14 protein-coding genes are annotated in these 18,032 nt (G+C 59.2%); 4 read left to right on the plus strand and 10 right to left on the minus strand.

The features are described 5' to 3' along the window. Nucleotides 1-78: 78 nt before the first annotated feature. From recN to FY528_RS05920, 7 genes are all read right to left on the minus strand, one after another. On the minus strand, nucleotides 79-1,752 hold the full coding sequence (gene recN / locus FY528_RS05890; RefSeq protein ID WP_149070063.1) for a DNA repair protein RecN: 1,674 nt from the start codon (nucleotides 1,750-1,752) through the stop codon (nucleotides 79-81). 235 nt (nucleotides 1,753-1,987) lie between these two features. Continuing rightward, nucleotides 1,988-2,869, minus strand: a complete 882-nt coding sequence (gene porD, locus FY528_RS05895) for a type IX secretion system protein PorD (protein WP_262383929.1) — start codon at nucleotides 2,867-2,869, stop codon at nucleotides 1,988-1,990. Between the two features lie 25 nt (nucleotides 2,870-2,894). After that, the gene (locus FY528_RS05900; RefSeq protein ID WP_149070065.1) at nucleotides 2,895-3,545 is read right to left on the minus strand and encodes a phosphopantothenoylcysteine decarboxylase domain-containing protein; all 651 of its coding nucleotides are present in this window, start codon (nucleotides 3,543-3,545) and stop codon (nucleotides 2,895-2,897) included. Nucleotides 3,546-3,673: 128 nt separating this feature from the next. Further along, nucleotides 3,674-4,228 carry a flavoprotein gene (locus FY528_RS05905; RefSeq protein ID WP_149070066.1) on the minus strand — a complete coding sequence of 185 codons (555 nt, stop codon included), beginning with the start codon at nucleotides 4,226-4,228 and terminating at the stop codon, nucleotides 3,674-3,676. A 24-nt stretch (nucleotides 4,229-4,252) separates the two neighbouring features. Next, nucleotides 4,253-4,585 (minus strand): DNA-directed RNA polymerase subunit omega, encoded by a 333-nt coding sequence (locus tag FY528_RS05910; protein ID WP_149070067.1) that lies wholly within the window; start codon nucleotides 4,583-4,585, stop codon nucleotides 4,253-4,255. Nucleotides 4,586-4,678: 93 nt separating this feature from the next. Continuing rightward, entirely contained in the window at nucleotides 4,679-5,506 is an 828-nt protein-coding gene (locus tag FY528_RS05915) for an outer membrane protein assembly factor BamD (RefSeq protein ID WP_149070068.1), read from the minus strand. A 53-nt stretch (nucleotides 5,507-5,559) separates the two neighbouring features. Then, entirely contained in the window at nucleotides 5,560-7,317 is a 1,758-nt protein-coding gene (locus FY528_RS05920) for an OstA-like protein (protein ID WP_149070069.1), read from the minus strand. Between the two features lie 207 nt (nucleotides 7,318-7,524). Between FY528_RS05920 and tilS the strand changes: the two genes are divergently transcribed. From tilS to FY528_RS05935, 3 genes are all read left to right on the plus strand, one after another. After that, a complete protein-coding gene (gene tilS / locus FY528_RS05925; RefSeq protein ID WP_149070070.1) occupies nucleotides 7,525-8,853 on the plus strand; it encodes a tRNA lysidine(34) synthetase TilS in 1,329 nt (442 codons plus the stop codon). A gap of 153 nt (nucleotides 8,854-9,006) precedes the next feature. Beyond that, nucleotides 9,007-9,948 (plus strand): malate dehydrogenase, encoded by a 942-nt coding sequence (gene mdh / locus FY528_RS05930; RefSeq protein WP_149070071.1) that lies wholly within the window; start codon nucleotides 9,007-9,009, stop codon nucleotides 9,946-9,948. A gap of 113 nt (nucleotides 9,949-10,061) precedes the next feature. Continuing rightward, nucleotides 10,062-10,769, plus strand: a complete 708-nt coding sequence (locus FY528_RS05935; RefSeq protein ID WP_149070072.1) for a DNA alkylation repair protein — start codon at nucleotides 10,062-10,064, stop codon at nucleotides 10,767-10,769. A gap of 105 nt (nucleotides 10,770-10,874) precedes the next feature. Here FY528_RS05935 and FY528_RS05940 read toward each other — a convergent pair whose 3' ends face one another. The 3 genes from FY528_RS05940 to mutL all read right to left on the minus strand — a co-directional run bounded on the left by FY528_RS05940 (nucleotide 10,875) and on the right by mutL (nucleotide 14,647). Then, the gene (locus FY528_RS05940; protein ID WP_149070073.1) at nucleotides 10,875-11,762 is read right to left on the minus strand and encodes a rhomboid family intramembrane serine protease; all 888 of its coding nucleotides are present in this window, start codon (nucleotides 11,760-11,762) and stop codon (nucleotides 10,875-10,877) included. A 40-nt stretch (nucleotides 11,763-11,802) separates the two neighbouring features. Then, nucleotides 11,803-12,588: a rhomboid family intramembrane serine protease gene (locus FY528_RS05945; RefSeq protein ID WP_149070074.1), complete on the minus strand. Its 786-nt coding sequence runs from the start codon at nucleotides 12,586-12,588 to the stop codon at nucleotides 11,803-11,805. 76 nt (nucleotides 12,589-12,664) lie between these two features. After that, complete coding sequence (gene mutL / locus FY528_RS05950) at nucleotides 12,665-14,647, minus strand: DNA mismatch repair endonuclease MutL (protein ID WP_149070075.1); 1,983 nt, start codon at nucleotides 14,645-14,647, stop codon at nucleotides 12,665-12,667. Between the two features lie 289 nt (nucleotides 14,648-14,936). Here mutL and FY528_RS05955 point away from each other — a divergent pair, with 289 nt between their 5' ends. Further along, the gene (locus tag FY528_RS05955) at nucleotides 14,937-17,891 is read left to right on the plus strand and encodes a serine hydrolase domain-containing protein (RefSeq protein ID WP_149070076.1); all 2,955 of its coding nucleotides are present in this window, start codon (nucleotides 14,937-14,939) and stop codon (nucleotides 17,889-17,891) included. The last annotated feature ends 141 nt before the right edge of the window (nucleotides 17,892-18,032 follow it).

Raw genomic sequence — 18,032 nt, forward strand, 5'->3', positions numbered from 1 at the left:
GAAATCAACGCCCCAACCAATTTGGAAGTCCAAGTTTACAATATTACGACCAACCAGAAACGAATAACCCAAAACAACTTACCCTACCAACTCTTCCCCGCGCATGGCTAGCAACTCCCGCGCGCTCTGGAAGGCGTGCTGACTGGGGTTGGCCCCGGAAATCATCTGAGCAATTTCCCGGATACGCTCATCCAGGCTCAGCAGGCGGATGCGGCTCACGGTGCGGTCGGCGCGGTCTTCCTTGTACACGAAGTAGTGCGCGTCGCCGGCGGCAGCCATCTGGGGCAGGTGCGAAATGGCAATGAGCTGGTGCTTCTGCGCCATCTGCTGCATCATGCGCCCTACTTTCACCGCAATTTCCCCGCTGATGCCAGTATCAATTTCATCGAATACTATCGTGGGCAGCGCAGTTTTGTCGGCCAGCATGTACTTAATGCACAGCATCAGGCGGGAAAACTCCCCACCGGAAGCAGCCTTGCTCAGCGTCTGGGGTTGGGCGCCTTTGTTGGCCGTGAACAGGATGCTCACCACGTCGATACCGCTGACGGCGGGCTGGCCAGTGCTGTGCTGCACCACAATGCGCGAATGCGGCATGCCCAGCTCTACCAGCAGCAGGGCCAGTTCCCGCTCAAACTTGGGGAAAGACTTTTGCCGCGCCTCGGAAAGCTTGGCGGCCTGACGCGTCACGGTGGCCAGCGCCCCGTTGGCGTCTTTGCGCAGGCGGGAAATTTCCTTGTCCAAGTTCAGCACCGAGCTGACTTTACGGCGCAACTCGTCGCGTACCAGCAGCAGGCCGTCCACGTCGCGCACCTGGTGCTTGCGCTGCAGGTTGTAGAGCACGTTCAGGCGGCCCTGCAGCTCATCGATGCGGACCGGGTCGCCCTCGGTGCGCCGCTCAGTGTCTTCTACTTCGCCGGCAATGTCGCGCAGCTCAATCAGGCAGGAGTCGAGCCGCTCTTTCAGCTCGCGCAGGCCGTTGGTAAACCCCGCTACCTGACCCAGCAGGTGGCTGGCTTCCTTTAGGCTGCCGGTGGCGCAGTACTCGCCATCCGATAAAGCCTGCAGGGCGTGGGTGAGCTTGAACTTGATTTCTTCGGCGTGCTCCAACTGCTTTATTTCCTGCTCCAGCGCCTCCTGGTCTTCCCCATCGAGCCGGGCTTCTTCCAGCTCATTGAGCAAGAAGCTGTGGTAATCCAGTTCCTTATTGGCTTGGGCCACCTGGCTTTCCAGGGCTTTCAGGTCGGCCTCCAGCTTGCGGTAGTGGCGGTAGCTGTTGCCGTACTGGGCGCGGGTGGGCACCAGGTTGGCGTAAAGGTCGAGCAGGTTAAGCTGGAAGACGGCATCCCCCAGCAGCAGCGTATCGTGCTGGGAGTGAATATCCATCAGGTTGGCCCCAATGGTGCGGAGCGTTTCCAGCGTAACGGGCGTGTCGTTGATAAAGGCCCGTGACTTGCCGGCCGGGCTGATTTCCCGGCGCAGGATGCACTGCGCGTCGTAGTCCAGGTCTTCGGACTCAAAGATATCCTGGAGCTGGTAGCCGGAAATATCAAACTGGCCCTCAATCACGCACTTGCGCGCCGTGTTGAAGAGTAGCTTGGTATCGGCCCGGTTGCCGAGCAGCAGGCCAATGGCCCCTAGCATGATGGACTTACCGGCCCCGGTTTCGCCGGTAATGATATTGAGCAAGGCTGATGGCCGAAGCTCAAGCTGCTCAATAAGAGCGTAGTTCTGAATTCGGAGGTCAACGAGCATAATCCGCGCACAAACGGGCTCCTGACCCGTGATTAGCACCCAACAAGTGGCCGGCAACTCGCCCGAGTGCGGCCCGCTAATCACAAAGCTACTAACTCAATTAGTGAGTTGCTAAATTTTTTATTCGTATATAGGTTAAAGCCTGTCATCCTGAGCAGAGCGAAGGACCTTAAATCGCAAGAGAAACCTACGTTATAAGGTCCTTCGCTCTGCTCAGGATGACAGAAAATTACCTTTACCTTTTCAGAATAGTCTGGTACTTGGCCGAGTTGGTGGGGTCTACCTCTGAGAGCATGGTGACCACACTTTCCTTCTGGCTTTGCTCAGGGCTGGTGCGGAATACGTTGGCTATTTCGTCGGCTTTGGCTTCGAAAAAGGCGCGGACGATGAGCGTGCCGGGCCGCCGCACGGCCGCCTGCTGAATACCTTGCAGCCCAGTCTGAATGCTGGCACGGGCATCGTTGGGCTTTTCAATGAATACATCCAGGCCCTGGCGGTAATAGGCATAGAGCGCCGAGCGGCAGTCTTTGAGCTGCGGATCCTGCAGGTTGTTGAGCAGCCAGTAACGGTTGCGCGACTCCCCGTCTTTCCAGCCCTTGTCGTTTTCCAGCGTCTGACTGGCGGCGTTGTTTACGATGCGCTGGGCGATGTCGTAGTACGGCGAGCCGCCCATGGGCGCAAACGTGTCGTGGTCCATGCCAATCATCAGGTAAGCGTAGAAGCTCAGCAAGGACGACAGGTTGGAGGTAAACGACGTTTCGGAGTAGTCGAGCGGGTTCTGGGGCGAGTAGCTGAATACCCAGCCCTTGTCGGAAAACGAGAAAACGTTGGTTTCGTAGCCCGTGCCGTACACCGGGCGGGTGCTCACCCACACGGCCGTAGCCTGGTAGGTACCGTCCTGCGGAATGGCGTTGATGCCGATGTAGAGCTTGCAGCGGATGCGCTCCTCGGGCCGGTAGGTTTCGTTGGTCCACCGGCGCGTATTCAAGAACTGGGTAATGTCCTTCTGCATCTGCGTGACCAGCTGCCGGTCGGCAATGTTCACGTTTTCGGTGTTGATGGTGACCTCACAGTTCAGCTCCTGCGCCGACGCGGACCAGGGCCGCACGGCCAGCATTAGGAGCAAACACGCAAAGAAATACTTAGGCATGGGTGGTAAGTCGGGACAAAACGGCCTGCACAATGTCGTGGGCCACGGCAGCTTTGGGTTTCAGCTCGAAGATAGTCTTTTGCCCGTTGGCGGCCAGCAGCGTCACTTTGTTGGTGTCGTGGCCGAAGCCTGCGCCAGCGTCGCGGAGGGAGTTTAGCACTACGAGGTCAAAGTTCTTGCGGCGCAGCTTGCCGAGAGCATGTTCTTCTTCTTGCTCCGTTTCCAACGCAAAACCCACGGAAAATTGTTCGGGCCGCTTGGTTTTTCCCAGCGTGGCGGCAATGTCCACGTTCTTCACCAGCTCCAGCGTGAGCGTGTAGCCGGACTTTTTGATTTTTTCCCGGGCCACGGTAGCCGGGCGGTAGTCGGCCACCGCGGCGGCAAATACCCACACGTCGGCCGCAGGCGCTTCGGTGGCCGCAGCGGCATACATTTCATCGGCCGTCTGCACGCGCACTGTGCGGATGTGTGGGTGCGCTGGGTCGGGCAGGTTGGTGGGGCCGCTGATGAGCGTCACGTCGGCGCCCGAAGCAGCAAAGGCTTCCGCCAATGCATAGCCCATCTTGCCCGTGCTGCGGTTGCCGATGAAGCGTACTGGGTCCAACGGTTCGTAGGTAGGGCCGGCAGTGAGAAGAACGCGCATGAATTGATTGGAGGCGTGGTATTGTCGTGTCATGCTGAGCGCAGTCGAAGCATCTCTGCCGCTTCATCTAAATAGCCTGACAACAAAGCAATAGAGATGCTTCGGCTGCGCTCAGCATGACAGGCCATCTATTTACCAAAAAATTCCTCCAACTCCGCCACAATCTGCTCCGGCTCCTGCATGCGGCCGGGGCCTTCAAGGCCGCTGGCCAGCTCCCCGGCGGGTGAGTCAAAAATGTAGTTGCCGTAGGAACGCAGCAGGCGCAGGTTTTCCTTAGTGGCCGGGTGCTGGAACATGTCTAGGTCCATGGCCGGGGCTAGCAGCACGGGGCAGCGGGCCGAGAGGTACACGGCTGCTAGTAGCGAAGGGCAGTGGCCGTGGGCCAGCTGGGCCAGCGTGTTGGCCGAGGCGGGCGCAATCAGCAGGGCATCGGCCCAGAGGCCCAGGGCTACGTGGTTGTGCCACTCCCCGGTGGCCTCATTTTTCAGGAAGCCCGTGAGTACCGGTTTTTTAGAGAGCGTGCTCAGGGTAAGGGGCGTAATAAAGGCCGCAGCCGAGGTAGTCAGGATTACCTGTACCTCAGCTCCGGCCTTCACGAGCAGCCGCACGAGGGCGGCACTCTTATACGCGGCGATGCTCCCGCACACGCCCAGCAAAATCTTCCGACCGTGCAGCGACGACATCATGCGGCAGCTTAGCGGCAGAAATTACTCGGCGCCCGACTCGTCGGCGGCCGGGGTGCGGAAGTGCACTTTGCCTTCCAGGAACTCTTCTACGGCCAAGTTGGTGGGCTTGGGCAGCCGCTCGTAGTGCTTGCTGATTTCGATCTGCTCACGGTTTTCGAATACCTCTTCCAGGTTGTCGACGGTGGTAGCAAACTCGGCTAGCTTGCCGTTCAGCTCTTCTTTCAGCTTCACCGAAATCTGGTTGGCGCGCTTGGAGATGATGGCAATGCTTTCGTACACGTTACCGGTTTCGGTAGTGAAATCCGACATGTTGCGCGTCACGATGGAAGCAGGTACGTTGTTCGGGCTTTTCATATGATCAGGGGTTGACTTGTTGAATGGCTGAATGGTTGCTTGGCTGGATGGATTGAAACTGCTAACAATTTAACCATACAACCACTCAAACCATTACTTAGTGGCGGCCGTATCAGCCGGTTTCAGTTTGGCTACCTCGGCGCGGGCCACGTTGTACATGGCTTCCGCGGCCTTGAGGTCCTTGCTTTGCGGGTAGGCGTCGATGAAGTTCTGGTAGAAGGCAATGGCCTCCAGATACCGCTCCCGCTGCTTTTCTTCCACGCTTTCCTTGGCGTACTCGTACTGGGCCGTGAGCTTCATGAAGGCAGCCTGCTCGCTGTAGGCTGACGAAGGGTACTGCTGTTGGAAGGTATTGAAGGCCACCACGGCGGCCTGGTTGTAGCGCAGCTGGTAGTAGAGCCGGGCGCTTTCGAAGGCTTTGTTCTCCAGTTTGGTTTGCAGCTCCTTCGACATGTTCTCCGCCTCCGGGCGAAACTGGCTTTCGGGGTACTGGTTCAGGAATTCCTGGATGGCTTCGATGGCCGTGTAGGTGTTGCTCTGGTCCAGCTCAAACTCGGGAGAGTCGCGAAACAACGACTTGGCATGCATGAACCGGGCTTCCTCAACCTGCGGCGAGGAGCCATAGGTTTCGGCAAACTGCTGGAAGTAGTAGGCGCTCAGCGTATAGTTGCGGCCCTGGAAGTTGGTATTGGCAAAGTAAAACTCGGCCTTTTCAGCTTCCGGTCGGCCTTTCAGCAAGGGAATCAGCTCTTCCAGCAGCGTGCTGGCCCGGGCATAGTCGCCCTTTTCGTAGTACTGGATGGCGGCGGTGTACTTCTTGTTCACGTCGTCGCTCTTCAGTAGCTTCTGATAGCCAGTGCAGGAGCCCAGCAGCAGGGTGCTGAGTAACAGAACAAATACTAGAGGGCGTTGGAACGGCATAAGGGGCGCAAAGGTAACGGATTACAGGGGCCGAATCAAATCGGCGGGAGGTGCTAGCGCCGGGCCGGGGCCACGGCGGGCTTTACCAGGCGCGGCGGAGCTACGGTACCGGGCTTCCTGGCTGGAGCGGGCGCGGCGGGCTTAGCGGGCAGCGCTGCCGGTTTGGCCTTGGGCTTGGCTTTGGTAGCGCGGGATTTGGTGGAAGCTTTCGGTTTGACTTTCGACTTTGGTTTGGCTTTGGCCACGGGGGCGAAATGCTTCCCCAACGTGCCCCGCCGGGTGGGGCGTTCCGTACTGCGCCAGGCAAAGCCTTTCAGCTTCTTATCTTCGTCCTTGAGCTCATGGGGCGGAATAAAGCTGGCATCGGGGTTGGTCAAAAAGCTGATGGTCTGCAGTTTACTATCCGGAGAAAACCGGAGCGTCATGGTGGCACTCACGGCTTTGTTCATACCCGTAAGCGTGGTGTCGCCTTCAAGAGCATAGTAGAGGCTTTCGGCGTTGCCAAGCACGTCTACTTTTTTCAGCTTACCCGCTTGAAAGTACCCCACCATGTTGCGCCCCTTCACTTGGTTGAAGTTGAGCAGCGTGTCCTGGCCTACGATAAAGGAGTTGGCATACAGGCGCAGCTGGTCGATTTTCTGCCGGCGCAGGCGCAGTTCCATGCTGTCGGCCGTGAGCTGGTTTTTCTCGCTCCAGAGTACCGGCCGGGTGTTCAGGTAAATAACCGAGTCGGCGCGGTTGTAGGTGAGCGAGTCGCAGCGGCCCTGCAGGTCGGGGCGGAAAATGCGCACCTTGGGATAGGCATAGATGATGCCGCCGGGCTTGTTGGGCACTTTGCTTTCCACACTCACCAGCGTATCGGCGGCCAGGTATAGGGTGTCGCGGTCGGCGATGTTGCGCATCACGGCGCTGCCGTAGAGCTTAGCCCTTCCCTGCCCACGCCAGTAGCGCCCCACGTCACCCCGAATGGTAATGTTGTCTTTTTTCGACACCATCGACACGCGGCCGGTAGCCAGGCCGTACTCGCGGGCCTCGTCGTAGAACAGCTTGTCGCCGCCCAGCAGGTACTCCGGAGTTTCAATCTTGGCGTTGCGCTCGAAGTTCGATACCCTGGTGCGGGAGTTGTAGTTGCCGTTTTCGGCGTAGAGCGTGCCGCGGGCCCCTTTAATGCGCGTGGGCCCGAAGAAGTACACCACCTTCGACACCGTATTATACTGCAGCGTGTCGCCTGTGATGAGGTAGTCCTTGGTTTGCACCCGCACGTCGCGCCGGAAGCTGAACACTTTCGTATCGGTGTTGTAGTAGCCCAGGCGGCTGTCGAGGGTATTTTCGGGGTCGGTGAGGTGGCCGCCGCCGCTGTACACGGCCAGCTTGCGGTTCAGGTCGTAGTCGAGCACCGGCGTGGTGAGTGTCATGCGCGGGTCGCGCATCACCACGTTGCCCGTCATGCGGGCCGTGCGGGCGTCGCCGTCGTAGGTGGCCCGGTCGCCGGTGATGGTAAGCGTATCGTTCTGCACGATGCGCACGTTGCTGAACGCCTCAATGGCGTTGCGGTCGGTGTACTGGTAGGCCGAGTCGCAGTACATAAACGTGTCGCCCTGCTTGAAGCTCACGTTGCCAATCAGCTTGCGGATTTCGACGCCGTTGAAGGTGCCGCCAATCAGCTCCTGAGTACCCGGCAGCAGCTCCACCCGCTGCCCCTTGGGTGGTGTGGGCTGGGCAGCGGGCTTTGTGGCAGGGCGCTGCTGGGCCCAGCCCAGGGCCGGCAGCAGCAACAAAAGCAGAAGAAAAAGTGGCTTGAGAAACGACATTTAAGCGCAAAGGTACGGAAGGCCCGGCGGTAAGTATGGCAGCGGTTAGCTACCGGCTTTTCTTTCGTATCGGATTTGTCAGACGACTTCGCCCCTCTCTAATTTCTATCAGCGGCATAACGGCTTTCTTTGTGAATTATTAGGCAGGCGCCCTCGAAGCTCTGCCTTCAACAACCAAGCCATTAGCTGCCACCCACCCGCCACCCCATGCTCGACCGGATTCAACAGTTCATAGATCAAAATGCCCTTTTCTCCCCTACCGACCAGCTGCTGGTAGCCGTCAGCGGGGGCCTCGACTCGGTAGTGCTGGCCGACGTGCTGCACCGGCTGGGCGTGAAGTTTGGGGTAGCACACTGCCACTTCGGCCTGCGCGCCGAGGAAGCTGACGCCGACGAGCAGTTTGTGCGCAAGCTGACCAAGCAGTACGAGGCGCCCTACTTTGTGGAGTTTTTCCAGACCAAGAAGTTTGCTGAGCAGGAAGGCATTTCCACCCAGATGGCCGCCCGCTCCCTGCGCTACGAGTGGTTTGAGCGGGTGCGGCAGCAGCAGGGCTACGCGGCCATTGCCACCGCCCACCACCAGCGCGACACGGCCGAGACCATGCTGCTCAACCTCACGCACGGCACCGGCCTGGCGGGCCTGCACGGCATCCGGCCCAAAAGCAGCCACTTGGTGCGTCCCCTGCTGGCCGTGAGCAAGCCCGACCTCTACGACTACGTGGTGGAAAACCGCCTGCTCTGGCGCGAAGATGCCAGCAACGATTCGCCGGTATACCAGCGCAACCGCCTGCGCCTGGAGGTGCTGCCCGTGCTGCGCGACATCAACCCCAACCTCGACCAGACCATGAGCGTGACGGCCGAGCGGGTGGGTGCGGCCGAGGAAATCGTGCGCCGCTACGTGGAGGAAACCGCTGCCCAGGCCCAGCGCCAGGAGCCGGACGCCACCTACCTCGACATCCGGCTGCTGCAGAAAACTGCCGCCACCGCCGTGGTACTGCACGAGCTGCTGCGGCCCTTCGGCTTCTCGTATCTGGTTACCAAAGACATTGTGCAAAGCTTCAACGCCGAGCCGGGCCGCCGCTTCGATTCGCCCACGCATCAGCTGGTGAAGGACCGCGACCAGCTGGTCATCACGCCGCGTAAGCTCCAGAAGTTCGGCACGCACCAGCTGCAGGCCGGGCAGGAAGCTCTGAAAATAGATGGGCTGCATCTGCGCACCGAGCTGCACGAAATAGCTCAGGGCTACGAGGTACCAAAAGGCAAAGCCGTAGCTGCCCTGGATGCCGATGTGCTCAAGTTTCCGCTCACGGTACGTGCCTGGCAGGAAGGTGACTGGTTTATGCCCATCGGCATGAAAGGCAAAAAGAAGCTCTCTGACTTCCTTATTGACCAGAAAGTGCCCCTTAACCTGAAAGACAACGTGCAGGTGCTCTGCTCCGCCGACGGCAAAATTGCCTGGGTTATCGGTTTCCGGCCCGACGACCGATTTAAGGTGACCGAAGAAACCGAGCGGGTGCTGGTGGTAAAGCGGATGTAGGTGTCAGATGTCGGAGGGGAGAAGTTAGATATGAGACTTTGTGCCACGCGTAAGGTCGCCAGCATAAAACTCTCCCTTCTCATGGCTCACCTTCTCACTTCTATGGCTTAGCTTTACGCCCATCCCACACGTTCACCCCAATTCCATCCACTGATGAAAGTTACCGTAGTTGGAGCCGGCAACGTAGGCGCAACCTGCGCCGATGTACTGGCCACCCGCGAAATTGCCAACGAAATCATCCTCGTTGACATCAAGGAAGGCATTGCCGAAGGCAAAGCGCTTGACATCTGGCAGAAAGCCCCCATCATTGGCTACGACTCCCGCACCGTGGGCGTCACCAACGACTACGCCCGCACCGCCGACTCCGACGTGGTAGTTATTACCTCGGGTCTGCCCCGCAAGCCCGGCATGAGCCGCGACGACCTGATTTCGGTGAATGCCGGCATCGTGAAGTCGGTAACGGAGCAGGTGGTGAAGTACTCGCCCAACGCCATCATCATCGTGGTGTCGAACCCGCTGGACGTGATGACCTACCAGGCGCACCTCACTTCAGGCCTACCCCGCGAGAAGGTGTTTGGCATGGCCGGCATCTTGGACACGGCCCGCTACCGCGCCTTCCTGGCTGAAGCGCTGAACGTGAGCCCCAAAGACATTCAGGCGGTACTCATGGGTGGCCACGGCGACACCATGGTGCCCCTGCCCCGCTACACCACCGTGGGCGGCATCCCCGTAACCGAGCTGATCGGCAAGGCCGAGCTCGACGCCATTGTGCAGCGCACGGCCGTAGGTGGCGGTGAGCTGGTGAAGCTGATGGGCACCTCGGCCTGGTACGCTCCCGGCGCCGCTGCGGCCCAGATGGTAGAAGCCATTGTGCGCGACCAGCGCCGCGTGTTCCCCGTGTGCATCGAGCTGAAAGGCGAGTACGGCATCGACGGCGTGTACCTGGGCGCTCCGGTTATCCTGGGCAAAAGCGGCATTGAGAAAGTAATTGAGCTGCAGCTCAACGACGACGAAAAGGCCCTGCTGGAAACTTCCCGCGGCCACGTAAAAGAAGTAATGGACGCCCTCGACAACATGGGCAAAGCCTCCGCGTAGCCACTACCCGGCTGCCATCCACAAAAAAAGCTTCCTCAACGGTGAAGCTTTTTTTGTGAAAACTCTGGTACAGGCGCTTAGGCTCTAACTTTCTCAATACGTCCCATAAAACCATGTCTCATCCTACTGGCGCCGACCTGCTAGCCCGCATTCACTCCCTGGCCGACCCAACACGGGCAATAGCGGTAGCACGCTTTTTTCAGACCGGCCCCGGGCAGTACGGCGAAGGCGACCAGTTCCTGGGACTTTCCATGCCCCAGCAGCGGCGGCTGGCGCGGGAGTTTAGGAGCCTGCCCTTGCCGGCTGTGGAGCAGCTGGTGCAGAATCCCTGGCACGACTGCCGCTCCATTGGCCTTATCATCTGGACGCTGCAGTTTGCCAAGGTTGGGCCCGCCGGGCGGCAGGCTATTTATGAGCGGTATCTGCTGAACCGGCGGTTTATCAATAACTGGGATTTGGTGGATGTGACCTGCCCAACCATTGTGGGTGGCTACCTGCTCACGCAGGACCGGGAGCCGCTGTATGACTTGGTGGCAGAGGCTCACCTCTGGAGCCAGCGCATGAGCATCGTCTCGACGCTGGCATTCATCCGCAAGGGCCAGTTTGCCGACACGTTTGCCTTAGCTGAGCAGCTACTCTCCCACCGCCACGACCTGATTCATAAAGCCACTGGCTGGATGCTGCGGGAAGTAGGCAAGCGCAACGAGGACGCTCTGGAAGAGTTTCTGGCTGACCACGCTCCCACTATGCCCCGCACGATGCTGCGCTACGCCATTGAAAAGCTACCCCCGGCGCGTCGTCAGCACTACTTATCCCAGTAAGAGTAACTCAGCTTTTTCAGCGGCCTGCTGGGCGTATTAACACCTTTACCAATTCAGGCACCCATCCGTTTTATCCGCCCGGCTTATCTGTTCAATACGCGGTTTTTACTGCTGGCTGGCTTTAAAGAGCTTCTGCTTTTCTTCCTTGGAGAGGCTCTCGTAGCCTGAGCGGGAAATCTTATCCAGAATCAGGTCGATTTCCTCCTGGCCGGGCTTGCGGGGGCCAGTAGCTTTTGTAGTCGACTCTACCGGGCGGCTGCGGTGCGTAACGCGCAGGTTGGGGCGCCCCGTTACCAGTCGGCCTACCCAGTCGCCAACGGCCTGCACGGGGCGGCCCAGGTCGCGCCCACGCTGGAGCTGTTTGATAAAAAAGTAGCCCAGTATAGCCCCACCGATGTGGGCTATTTCTCCCCCCGGATTGCCGCCATTGACGCCCGCAATGGAAACAATGACCAGTACGGCAGCAATGTACTTGATGCGCACGGGGCCCAGCAAGATGATGCTGAACGTAAAATCAGGCAACAGCGTAGCCGCAGCTAAAATAACGGCCGTAACGCTGGCTGAAGCCCCATAGAGGATGGCCGGCGTGCCCCGGAATACAGGCAGCAAGTTGAACGCCAAGAGGTACAGAGCAGCACCGGCCAGCGCCCCCAGCACATACAGGCTTACTAGGCGCCGGTCGCCGAGGTACTCGCGCACCAGCGCCCCAAACCAGTACAGGTTCAGCAGGTTGAACAGAATATGAAAGAAATCGAAGTGGATAAAGCTGTAGGTGAGCAGCGTCCACGGGCGGGTAAGCAAGGTCCCGGGCACCGAGGGCAATGCCAGCCATTCCAGCACTGGCATATGCCCCTGCCGGTTCTGAGTAGCCAGGAAGATTATCGTACGAAACAGCAGGAAGGCCACAAACACCAGCACGTTGATCAGCAGCAGCTGATTGAGGGCGTTGTCGCGGCGGCTGAAGGCGGTGCGGATGTCTTGGAATATACTCATGGGTGGTAGGGCAGTAAATACAAACGACACCAGGCAAGCACTAAACCCCGCGTCGTTCCCAGACTTTTAACACGATGAACCCAACGAGCATTCCGCCCAGGTGTGCAAAGTGGGCTACGTTGTCGCCCGGCGTGGGGTGGATGCCTTTCCAGAGCTCATAGGCCGTAAACAAGAAAACGTACAGCCAGATGCTGATGGGAATTGGCAACGGAAAAATAAACATCTTCTGGTTGGGAAACAGGTACGCCAGCGCGAAGAGAATACCGAACACGGCCCCCGAGGCTCCCAGCATGCCACTTTGCGGGCTATCCATGGCCTGGCGGTAAATGGCGTCCACTGTTTGCTTCGCGCCTTCCATCAACTGCGCATCGTCGGGGGTTTTCTGCATCTGCCGCGCTACCAAGGCGTATGACTCGCCGGCTTGCGGCACGTGTTCCCGAAAAAACTCGGCAAAGGCTACGCCCGAGGGCTGCTCGTGAAAGGCCAACCGGCTTTCGTTCATTTCCCGCAGCTCGTAGTAACGCACCCCCTGGTAGAGGATGCCGGCCCCCAGGCCGCAGATAAGCCAGAACGTAACGAGTTTCTTACCGCCCCAGACGTCTTCCAGCGAGGCGCCGAAAAACAGCAGGGTAATCATGTTGGAAAACAAGTGTCCAAGTCCGCCGTGCAGAAACATGTAGGTTACAAACTGCCAGGGGTAGAGCAGAGACGAACCAATGGGATGCAGGGAGCCATACACAGTGAGCTCGGGAAACATGCCCTGCAGGAAAAACAGGAGCACATTAATCAGAATGAGGTTCCGGACAACCGGGGTGATGCGAAACATAGGCAGCAGGGACGAACGAAATAGACGCGGGTTGTACGGAAAAGGTGGCCTCAGCGCCGCCCGCGAAGCGAAAGTATCAGGGGCGGCGAAACAAATCCTGGAGCTGCCCCAATTCCATCAACACCAGGGTGCGGCGGCCATCGGGGGCGTAGTTGGGCACTTGGCAGGCAAACAGCCGATCCACGAGGGCATTCATTTCCACTTCGGAGAGGCGCACCTGCCCGGCGCTGCCCGCCACCCGCCGCGCCAGCGCCCGGGCCACCTGCTCGCGGCGGTCCAGCTTCACCGGCCCGGCGTGGGTTCGAAACTGCTCGATCAGGCCTTCCAGCAGCTCCTTCTCGTGCCGGGCAGGTACATCAGCCGGAATGCCCTCCACGGCAATGGTATGTTTGCCAAACTCGGAGAAGCGGAAGCCTAACGCCTGCAAGGTTTCAGTCAGCTCCAGCAACACGGCAAAGTCCTGGGGCGTGAAGGTGACGGTGCGCGGAAAGAGCAGGGTCTGGGAAGCACCGTTTTCGCGCTCCAGCTCGGCAGCGTATTGCTCGTACAGAATCCGTTCCCGCGCCGCTACCTGGTCAATCAGCATCATCCCCGATTTTACCGGTACCAACAAGTACTGCTGGTGCACCTGCAGCACCTTGTGGCCGGGGCCACCGGTGTCACGCAGGGGCAGTTGGGGCGCGGGAGCCGCCGCCGGGGTCACGGGCAGCTCTGGGGGCACGGCCTGCGCCGCCGTAAACGCCACGGCCGAGGGTACCAGCACGCCCTTAGCCGTGGCTTCGTGCTCCACATCGGGCACGCTCACCTGACCCAGGGCTTTGTAAAACTCCTCCAGCTCGCGTTTGGCCTGCTCCGTGGGCCGGGGCGGAATCTGCCGCTCGTAGGCATCAGGGCGGGCATTTTTGTCGCGGGGAGAGGCTTTGCTGCCAGCCGCCCGGGCCGCGGCCGAAGCCAGGGCATCGCGGGGAGCATCGTCGGGGTCGAAGGAGCTCCGCTCGTTCCCCGAAAGGCGCAGGGGCTGAATAGGTGCGAAGTTCACGTCGCCGTCGAAGTCCAGGGAGGGCGCCATGTTGTGCAACCCCAGGCTTTGCTTCACGGCGGCCCGCACAATGGCATACACGGTTTTCTCGTCCTCAAACTTGATTTCCGTCTTCGTAGGATGCACGTTGATGTCAATGGTCTTGGGGTCGAGCTCGAGAAACAGCACGTAAAACGGGTGCGTGTCTTTGGGGAGCAGGCCATCATAGGCCGTAAGCACGGCGTGGTTAAGGTAGGCCGAGCGGATAAAGCGGTTGTTAACGAAAAAGAACTGGTCGCCCCGGCTTTTTTTGGCCGACTCCGGCTTACCAATGAACCCGCGCACGGCAATAAAAGGGGTGACTTCCTCCACCTGAGCCAGTTGCTCCTTATAAGAGTTGCCGAGCACGGCCACAATGCGCTGGCTAAGCTTGCCGGCCGGCAGGTTAAACACCTCCAGCTCATTCTGATACAGTGAGAACGTAATCTGCGGATTCGCCAGCGCCACATGCTGAAACTCGTCTAGGATATGGCGCATCTCCACCGCATTGCTTTTCAGAAAGTTACGCCGCGCCGGCACATTGAAGAACAGGTTCTTCACGCTGATGCTGGTGCCATCGGGGCAAGCCACGGGCTGCTGGCTGCTGATCTGGGAGCCTTCTACCAGCAGCAGGGAGCCGGTGTCCTGGTCGCGCTGCTTGGTGCGCAGCTCCACCTGGGCCACGGCGGCAATGGAAGCCAGGGCCTCGCCCCGGAACCCCAGCGTGCGGATGCGGAACAGGTCGTCGGTGGTGCGGATTTTGCTGGTGGCATGGCGCTCCAGGCTCATGCGCGCATCGGTGGGGCTCATGCCGGCGCCATTGTCGACCACCTGCACCAGTTGCTTGCCGGCGTCCTTCACAATAAGCTGCACCTGGGTGGCGTTGGCATCAACGGCATTTTCGAGCAGCTCTTTCACTACCGAGGCCGGCCGCTGCACCACCTCGCCAGCGGCAATCTGGTTGGCCAGGTATTCGGGTAAGAGCTGGATAACATCGGGCATGCGAAAAGAAAAAACTAGGCTTGAAAATGAACGGGTTACCGAAAAAAAATTCAACTGGCACGATATTCAACGCGTCCAGCCCCGGGAAATTATCCGTAAGTTTGCGGTCAGCCTGTACCCGTAGGGTATCGGTCGGAGGCCCGAATTGGGGCAGTGAGAAGCGCGTTTACCGGGAAGTTTGGCGTGGCGCCAAAGGGTAAACAGCCGCCCCGGCGGGAACTTTTCAGTGCTGGCAAAAGTAGGGGTATTTCCGCTCGCATTCAATTGTAGGCCACCATAACGGGAGTAGATGCTAAAGGATTTTCGAATTAGGCTCTTACTGGTTTTTCTCGCCTTTACGGGTCTAATCATTTCATCTTCTGCCCCTAAGGACAAGGACATTCGGCCGTCCAGCGCCGCCGAGCAGTCGTGGGTAGATAGCGTTTTCACCTCGCTCACCCCCGACCAGCGCCTCGGGCAGCTGTTTATGGTTGCGGCTTATTCCAACAAGGACCGCAAGCACGCCCAGTACCTGGAGTTCCTGATCAAGAACTACAACATTGGCGGGCTGATGTTTTTGCAGGGCGGCCCCCGCCGGCAGGCTCTGCTCACCAACCGTTACCAGAGCACCGCCCAGGTGCCGTTGCTCATTGCCATGGATGCGGAATGGGGCCTCGACATGCGCCTTGATTCCAGCATGCACTTCGCCAAGCAGATGACGCTGGGCGCCATGGACGACGACCAGTACGTGTACCAGATGGGCCGCGAAATTGCCCTCAAGCTCAAAACCCTGGGCGTGCACGTGAGCTTCTCGCCGGTGATGGACGTCAACTCTAATCCGTCGAACCCGGTTATTGGCAACCGCTCCTTCGGCGAAAGCAAGGAAGACGTAGCCAAGCTGGGCGTAGCCTACGTGCGGGGCCTGCAGGACCACGGCGTTATTGCCGTAGCCAAGCACTTCCCCGGCCACGGCGACACCGATACCGATTCGCACGTAGCCCTACCGGTTATCAATACCGACATGGCCCGCTTGTCGAGTGTAGACCTTTACCCCTTCCAGAAATCGTTTGAAGCCGGCGTGATGGGCGTGATGGTGGCCCACTTGTACATGCCGCTGTTTGATACGCTCCGCACCCAGTCTACTACCCTTTCGCGCAACCTCGTAACGGGCTTGCTGAAGGAGAAGATGAACTACAAAGGCCTGGTTTTCACCGATGCGCTCAACATGAAGAGCGTCTCGAACCTCTATAAGGCTGGCGAGCTGGATGCCCTGGCCCTGATGGCGGGCAACGACGTGCTGCTGTTTTCGGAGGATGTGCCCATGGCCGTCCAGAAGATCAAAGAAATGGTGGCGGCCAACCGCATTTCCCAGGAGGACATCGACTACCGGGTACGCAAGATCCTGCGGGCCAAGTTCTGGGCCGGGCTCAACCGTTACCAGCCAGTAGATGTAGCGCGCCTGACTGAAAACCTGAACCGACCCCTGAGCCGTGCTGTGCAGCAGAGCATCTACGAGCACGCCATTACGGTGGTCAAAAACCAGGACGACCTGCTGCCCTTCCACCGGCTCGACACCTTGCGCATGGCGTCTATTGCTATTGGCGCCCCGGTTGGCAACGTGCTGGGCCAGACTATGGGCAATTACCTGCCCTGCGCTACGTATGCCGTACCCAATCGGTATGCCCCCGACTCTACCTTCGACCGGCTGGTGAGCCGCCTGGCCCCTTATAATACGGTGGTGGTGAGCCTGCACAGCATGAACAACACGCCCACGCACAGCTACGGGCTGGGCGAAGGGGCACTGCGCTTTATTCAGCGCCTGCAGGCCAACCCCAAGCAAAAAGTGGTGGTAGTGGCCATGGGCAATGCCTACGCGCTGAAATACCTGGAAAGCGCCCGGACGCTGGTGTGCGGCTACGAAGACAACGCGGCTTCGCAGCTGGTGGTACCGCAAATCCTGTTCGGAGCCCTGCCCGCCAAAGGCCAGCTGCCCGTTACAGTTTCGGAAAACCTGAAAGCAGGCACCGGCCTGCCTACGCCTGACTTCCGGCGCCTGCGCTATGGTACTCCCGAAAGCGTGGGCATGGATTCGCGTATCCTGGCCCAGATCGACAACATTGCCCTCGAAACCGTGGCCTACGCCGCGTCGCCGGGGGGGCAGATCCTGGTAGCCAAAGACGGCGTAGTGGTGTATGAGAAAAGCTACGGCTATACCACCTACGATAAAGCTAATCCCGTTACCAGCTCCACGCTCTACGATATTGCCTCGGTAACGAAAGTGGCGGGTACCCTGCAGGCCATCATGTACCTGAAAGACCAGGGCAAGCTTAACCTTGACGCCAAGCTTTCCGACTACCTGCCCGAGCTGAAGAACTCCAATAAGAAGGACATGGTAGTGCGCGATGTGCTGCTCCACCAAGCGGGCCTCAAGCCCGGCATTCCCTTCTGGGAGCGGACGGTGACAAAAACGGGTCTCAAGCCCACCTTCTACGCCAGCACCCGCACCGACGCGTTTCCGCGCGAGGTAGTGCCTGGCACCTACAGCACCAAATCGGCCGAGGACTCCATGTGGGTGTGGACGGTACGCTCGGGGCTTTTGCCGAAAGTAAAAGGCAAGTACCCGGCTGAGTACAGCGACTTGAGCTTTATCGTACTCAAGCGACTGAGCGAGAAGCTGCTGGGCCAGCCCATTGAGAAGTTCCTGCAGGAAAACATCTACGGCCCGCTGGGGCTGGCTACGATGACTTACCACCCGCTGGATAAGTTTCCCAAGTCCTGCATTGCGCCCACCGAAAACGACACCTACTACCGCCACACGCTGGTGCAAGGCACCGTGCATGACCAAGCCGCCGCCATGATTGGCGGCGTGAGTGGGCACGCCGGCTTGTTCTCGAATGCCAACGACTTGGCTATTCTCATGCAGATGAACCTGCAGAACGGCCGCTACGGCGGACAGCGGTACTTCCAGAGCCCGGTAGTGGCCGAGTTTGCCCGCTCTACGGAAGCTGGCAACCGCCGCGGCCTGGGCTGGGACCACGGCGACCCTAGCAAGCCCGAAGGACCCACCAGCAACCTCTCCCCTGCCAGCACCTTCGGCCACACCGGCTTCACGGGCACCTGCGTGTGGATGGACCCCGAAAACAAAATCGTGTATATCTTTCTTTCCAATCGGGTGTACCCCGACGCGGGTAACAACAAGCTGCGTCAGCTCAACATCCGTACGCGCATCCACGACGTTATCTACAAGTCCTTACAGAAAACATGATCTGTTGTCCTGCGTTCTGCGCTTCTTAACTGATTTTGCCGATTGGCGGCGGACCATCTTCCCAGATGATTCGCCGCCAGTTTTTTTGTAAGGTGCAGCTTTCGGTGTTATCCGCTGTATTTCCTGTTACTCACCTCCCAC

Origin of the sequence: Hymenobacter lutimineralis, from assembly GCF_008271285.1 — a bacterium.
Taxonomy (GTDB): Bacteria; Bacteroidota; Bacteroidia; order Cytophagales; family Hymenobacteraceae; genus Hymenobacter; species Hymenobacter lutimineralis.

Excerpts from the sequence above, each read along its gene's own strand:
- recN (WP_149070063.1), bottom strand. The coding sequence starts at position 1,752 with ATGCTCGTTGACCTCCGAATTCAGAACTACGCTCTTATTGAGCAGCTT.
- porD (WP_262383929.1), bottom strand. The coding sequence starts at position 2,869 with ATGCTGGCCGTGCGGCCCTGGTCCGCGTCGGCGCAGGAGCTGAACTGT.
- FY528_RS05900 (WP_149070065.1), bottom strand. The coding sequence starts at position 3,545 with ATGCGCGTTCTTCTCACTGCCGGCCCTACCTACGAACCGTTGGACCCA.
- FY528_RS05905 (WP_149070066.1), bottom strand. The coding sequence starts at position 4,228 with ATGTCGTCGCTGCACGGTCGGAAGATTTTGCTGGGCGTGTGCGGGAGC.
- FY528_RS05910 (WP_149070067.1), bottom strand. The coding sequence starts at position 4,585 with ATGAAAAGCCCGAACAACGTACCTGCTTCCATCGTGACGCGCAACATG.
- FY528_RS05915 (WP_149070068.1), bottom strand. The coding sequence starts at position 5,506 with ATGCCGTTCCAACGCCCTCTAGTATTTGTTCTGTTACTCAGCACCCTG.
- FY528_RS05920 (WP_149070069.1), bottom strand. The coding sequence starts at position 7,317 with ATGTCGTTTCTCAAGCCACTTTTTCTTCTGCTTTTGTTGCTGCTGCCG.
- tilS (WP_149070070.1), top strand. The coding sequence starts at position 7,525 with ATGCTCGACCGGATTCAACAGTTCATAGATCAAAATGCCCTTTTCTCC.
- mdh (WP_149070071.1), top strand. The coding sequence starts at position 9,007 with ATGAAAGTTACCGTAGTTGGAGCCGGCAACGTAGGCGCAACCTGCGCC.
- FY528_RS05935 (WP_149070072.1), top strand. The coding sequence starts at position 10,062 with ATGTCTCATCCTACTGGCGCCGACCTGCTAGCCCGCATTCACTCCCTG.
- FY528_RS05940 (WP_149070073.1), bottom strand. The coding sequence starts at position 11,762 with ATGAGTATATTCCAAGACATCCGCACCGCCTTCAGCCGCCGCGACAAC.
- FY528_RS05945 (WP_149070074.1), bottom strand. The coding sequence starts at position 12,588 with ATGTTTCGCATCACCCCGGTTGTCCGGAACCTCATTCTGATTAATGTG.
- mutL (WP_149070075.1), bottom strand. The coding sequence starts at position 14,647 with ATGCCCGATGTTATCCAGCTCTTACCCGAATACCTGGCCAACCAGATT.
- FY528_RS05955 (WP_149070076.1), top strand. The coding sequence starts at position 14,937 with ATGCTAAAGGATTTTCGAATTAGGCTCTTACTGGTTTTTCTCGCCTTT.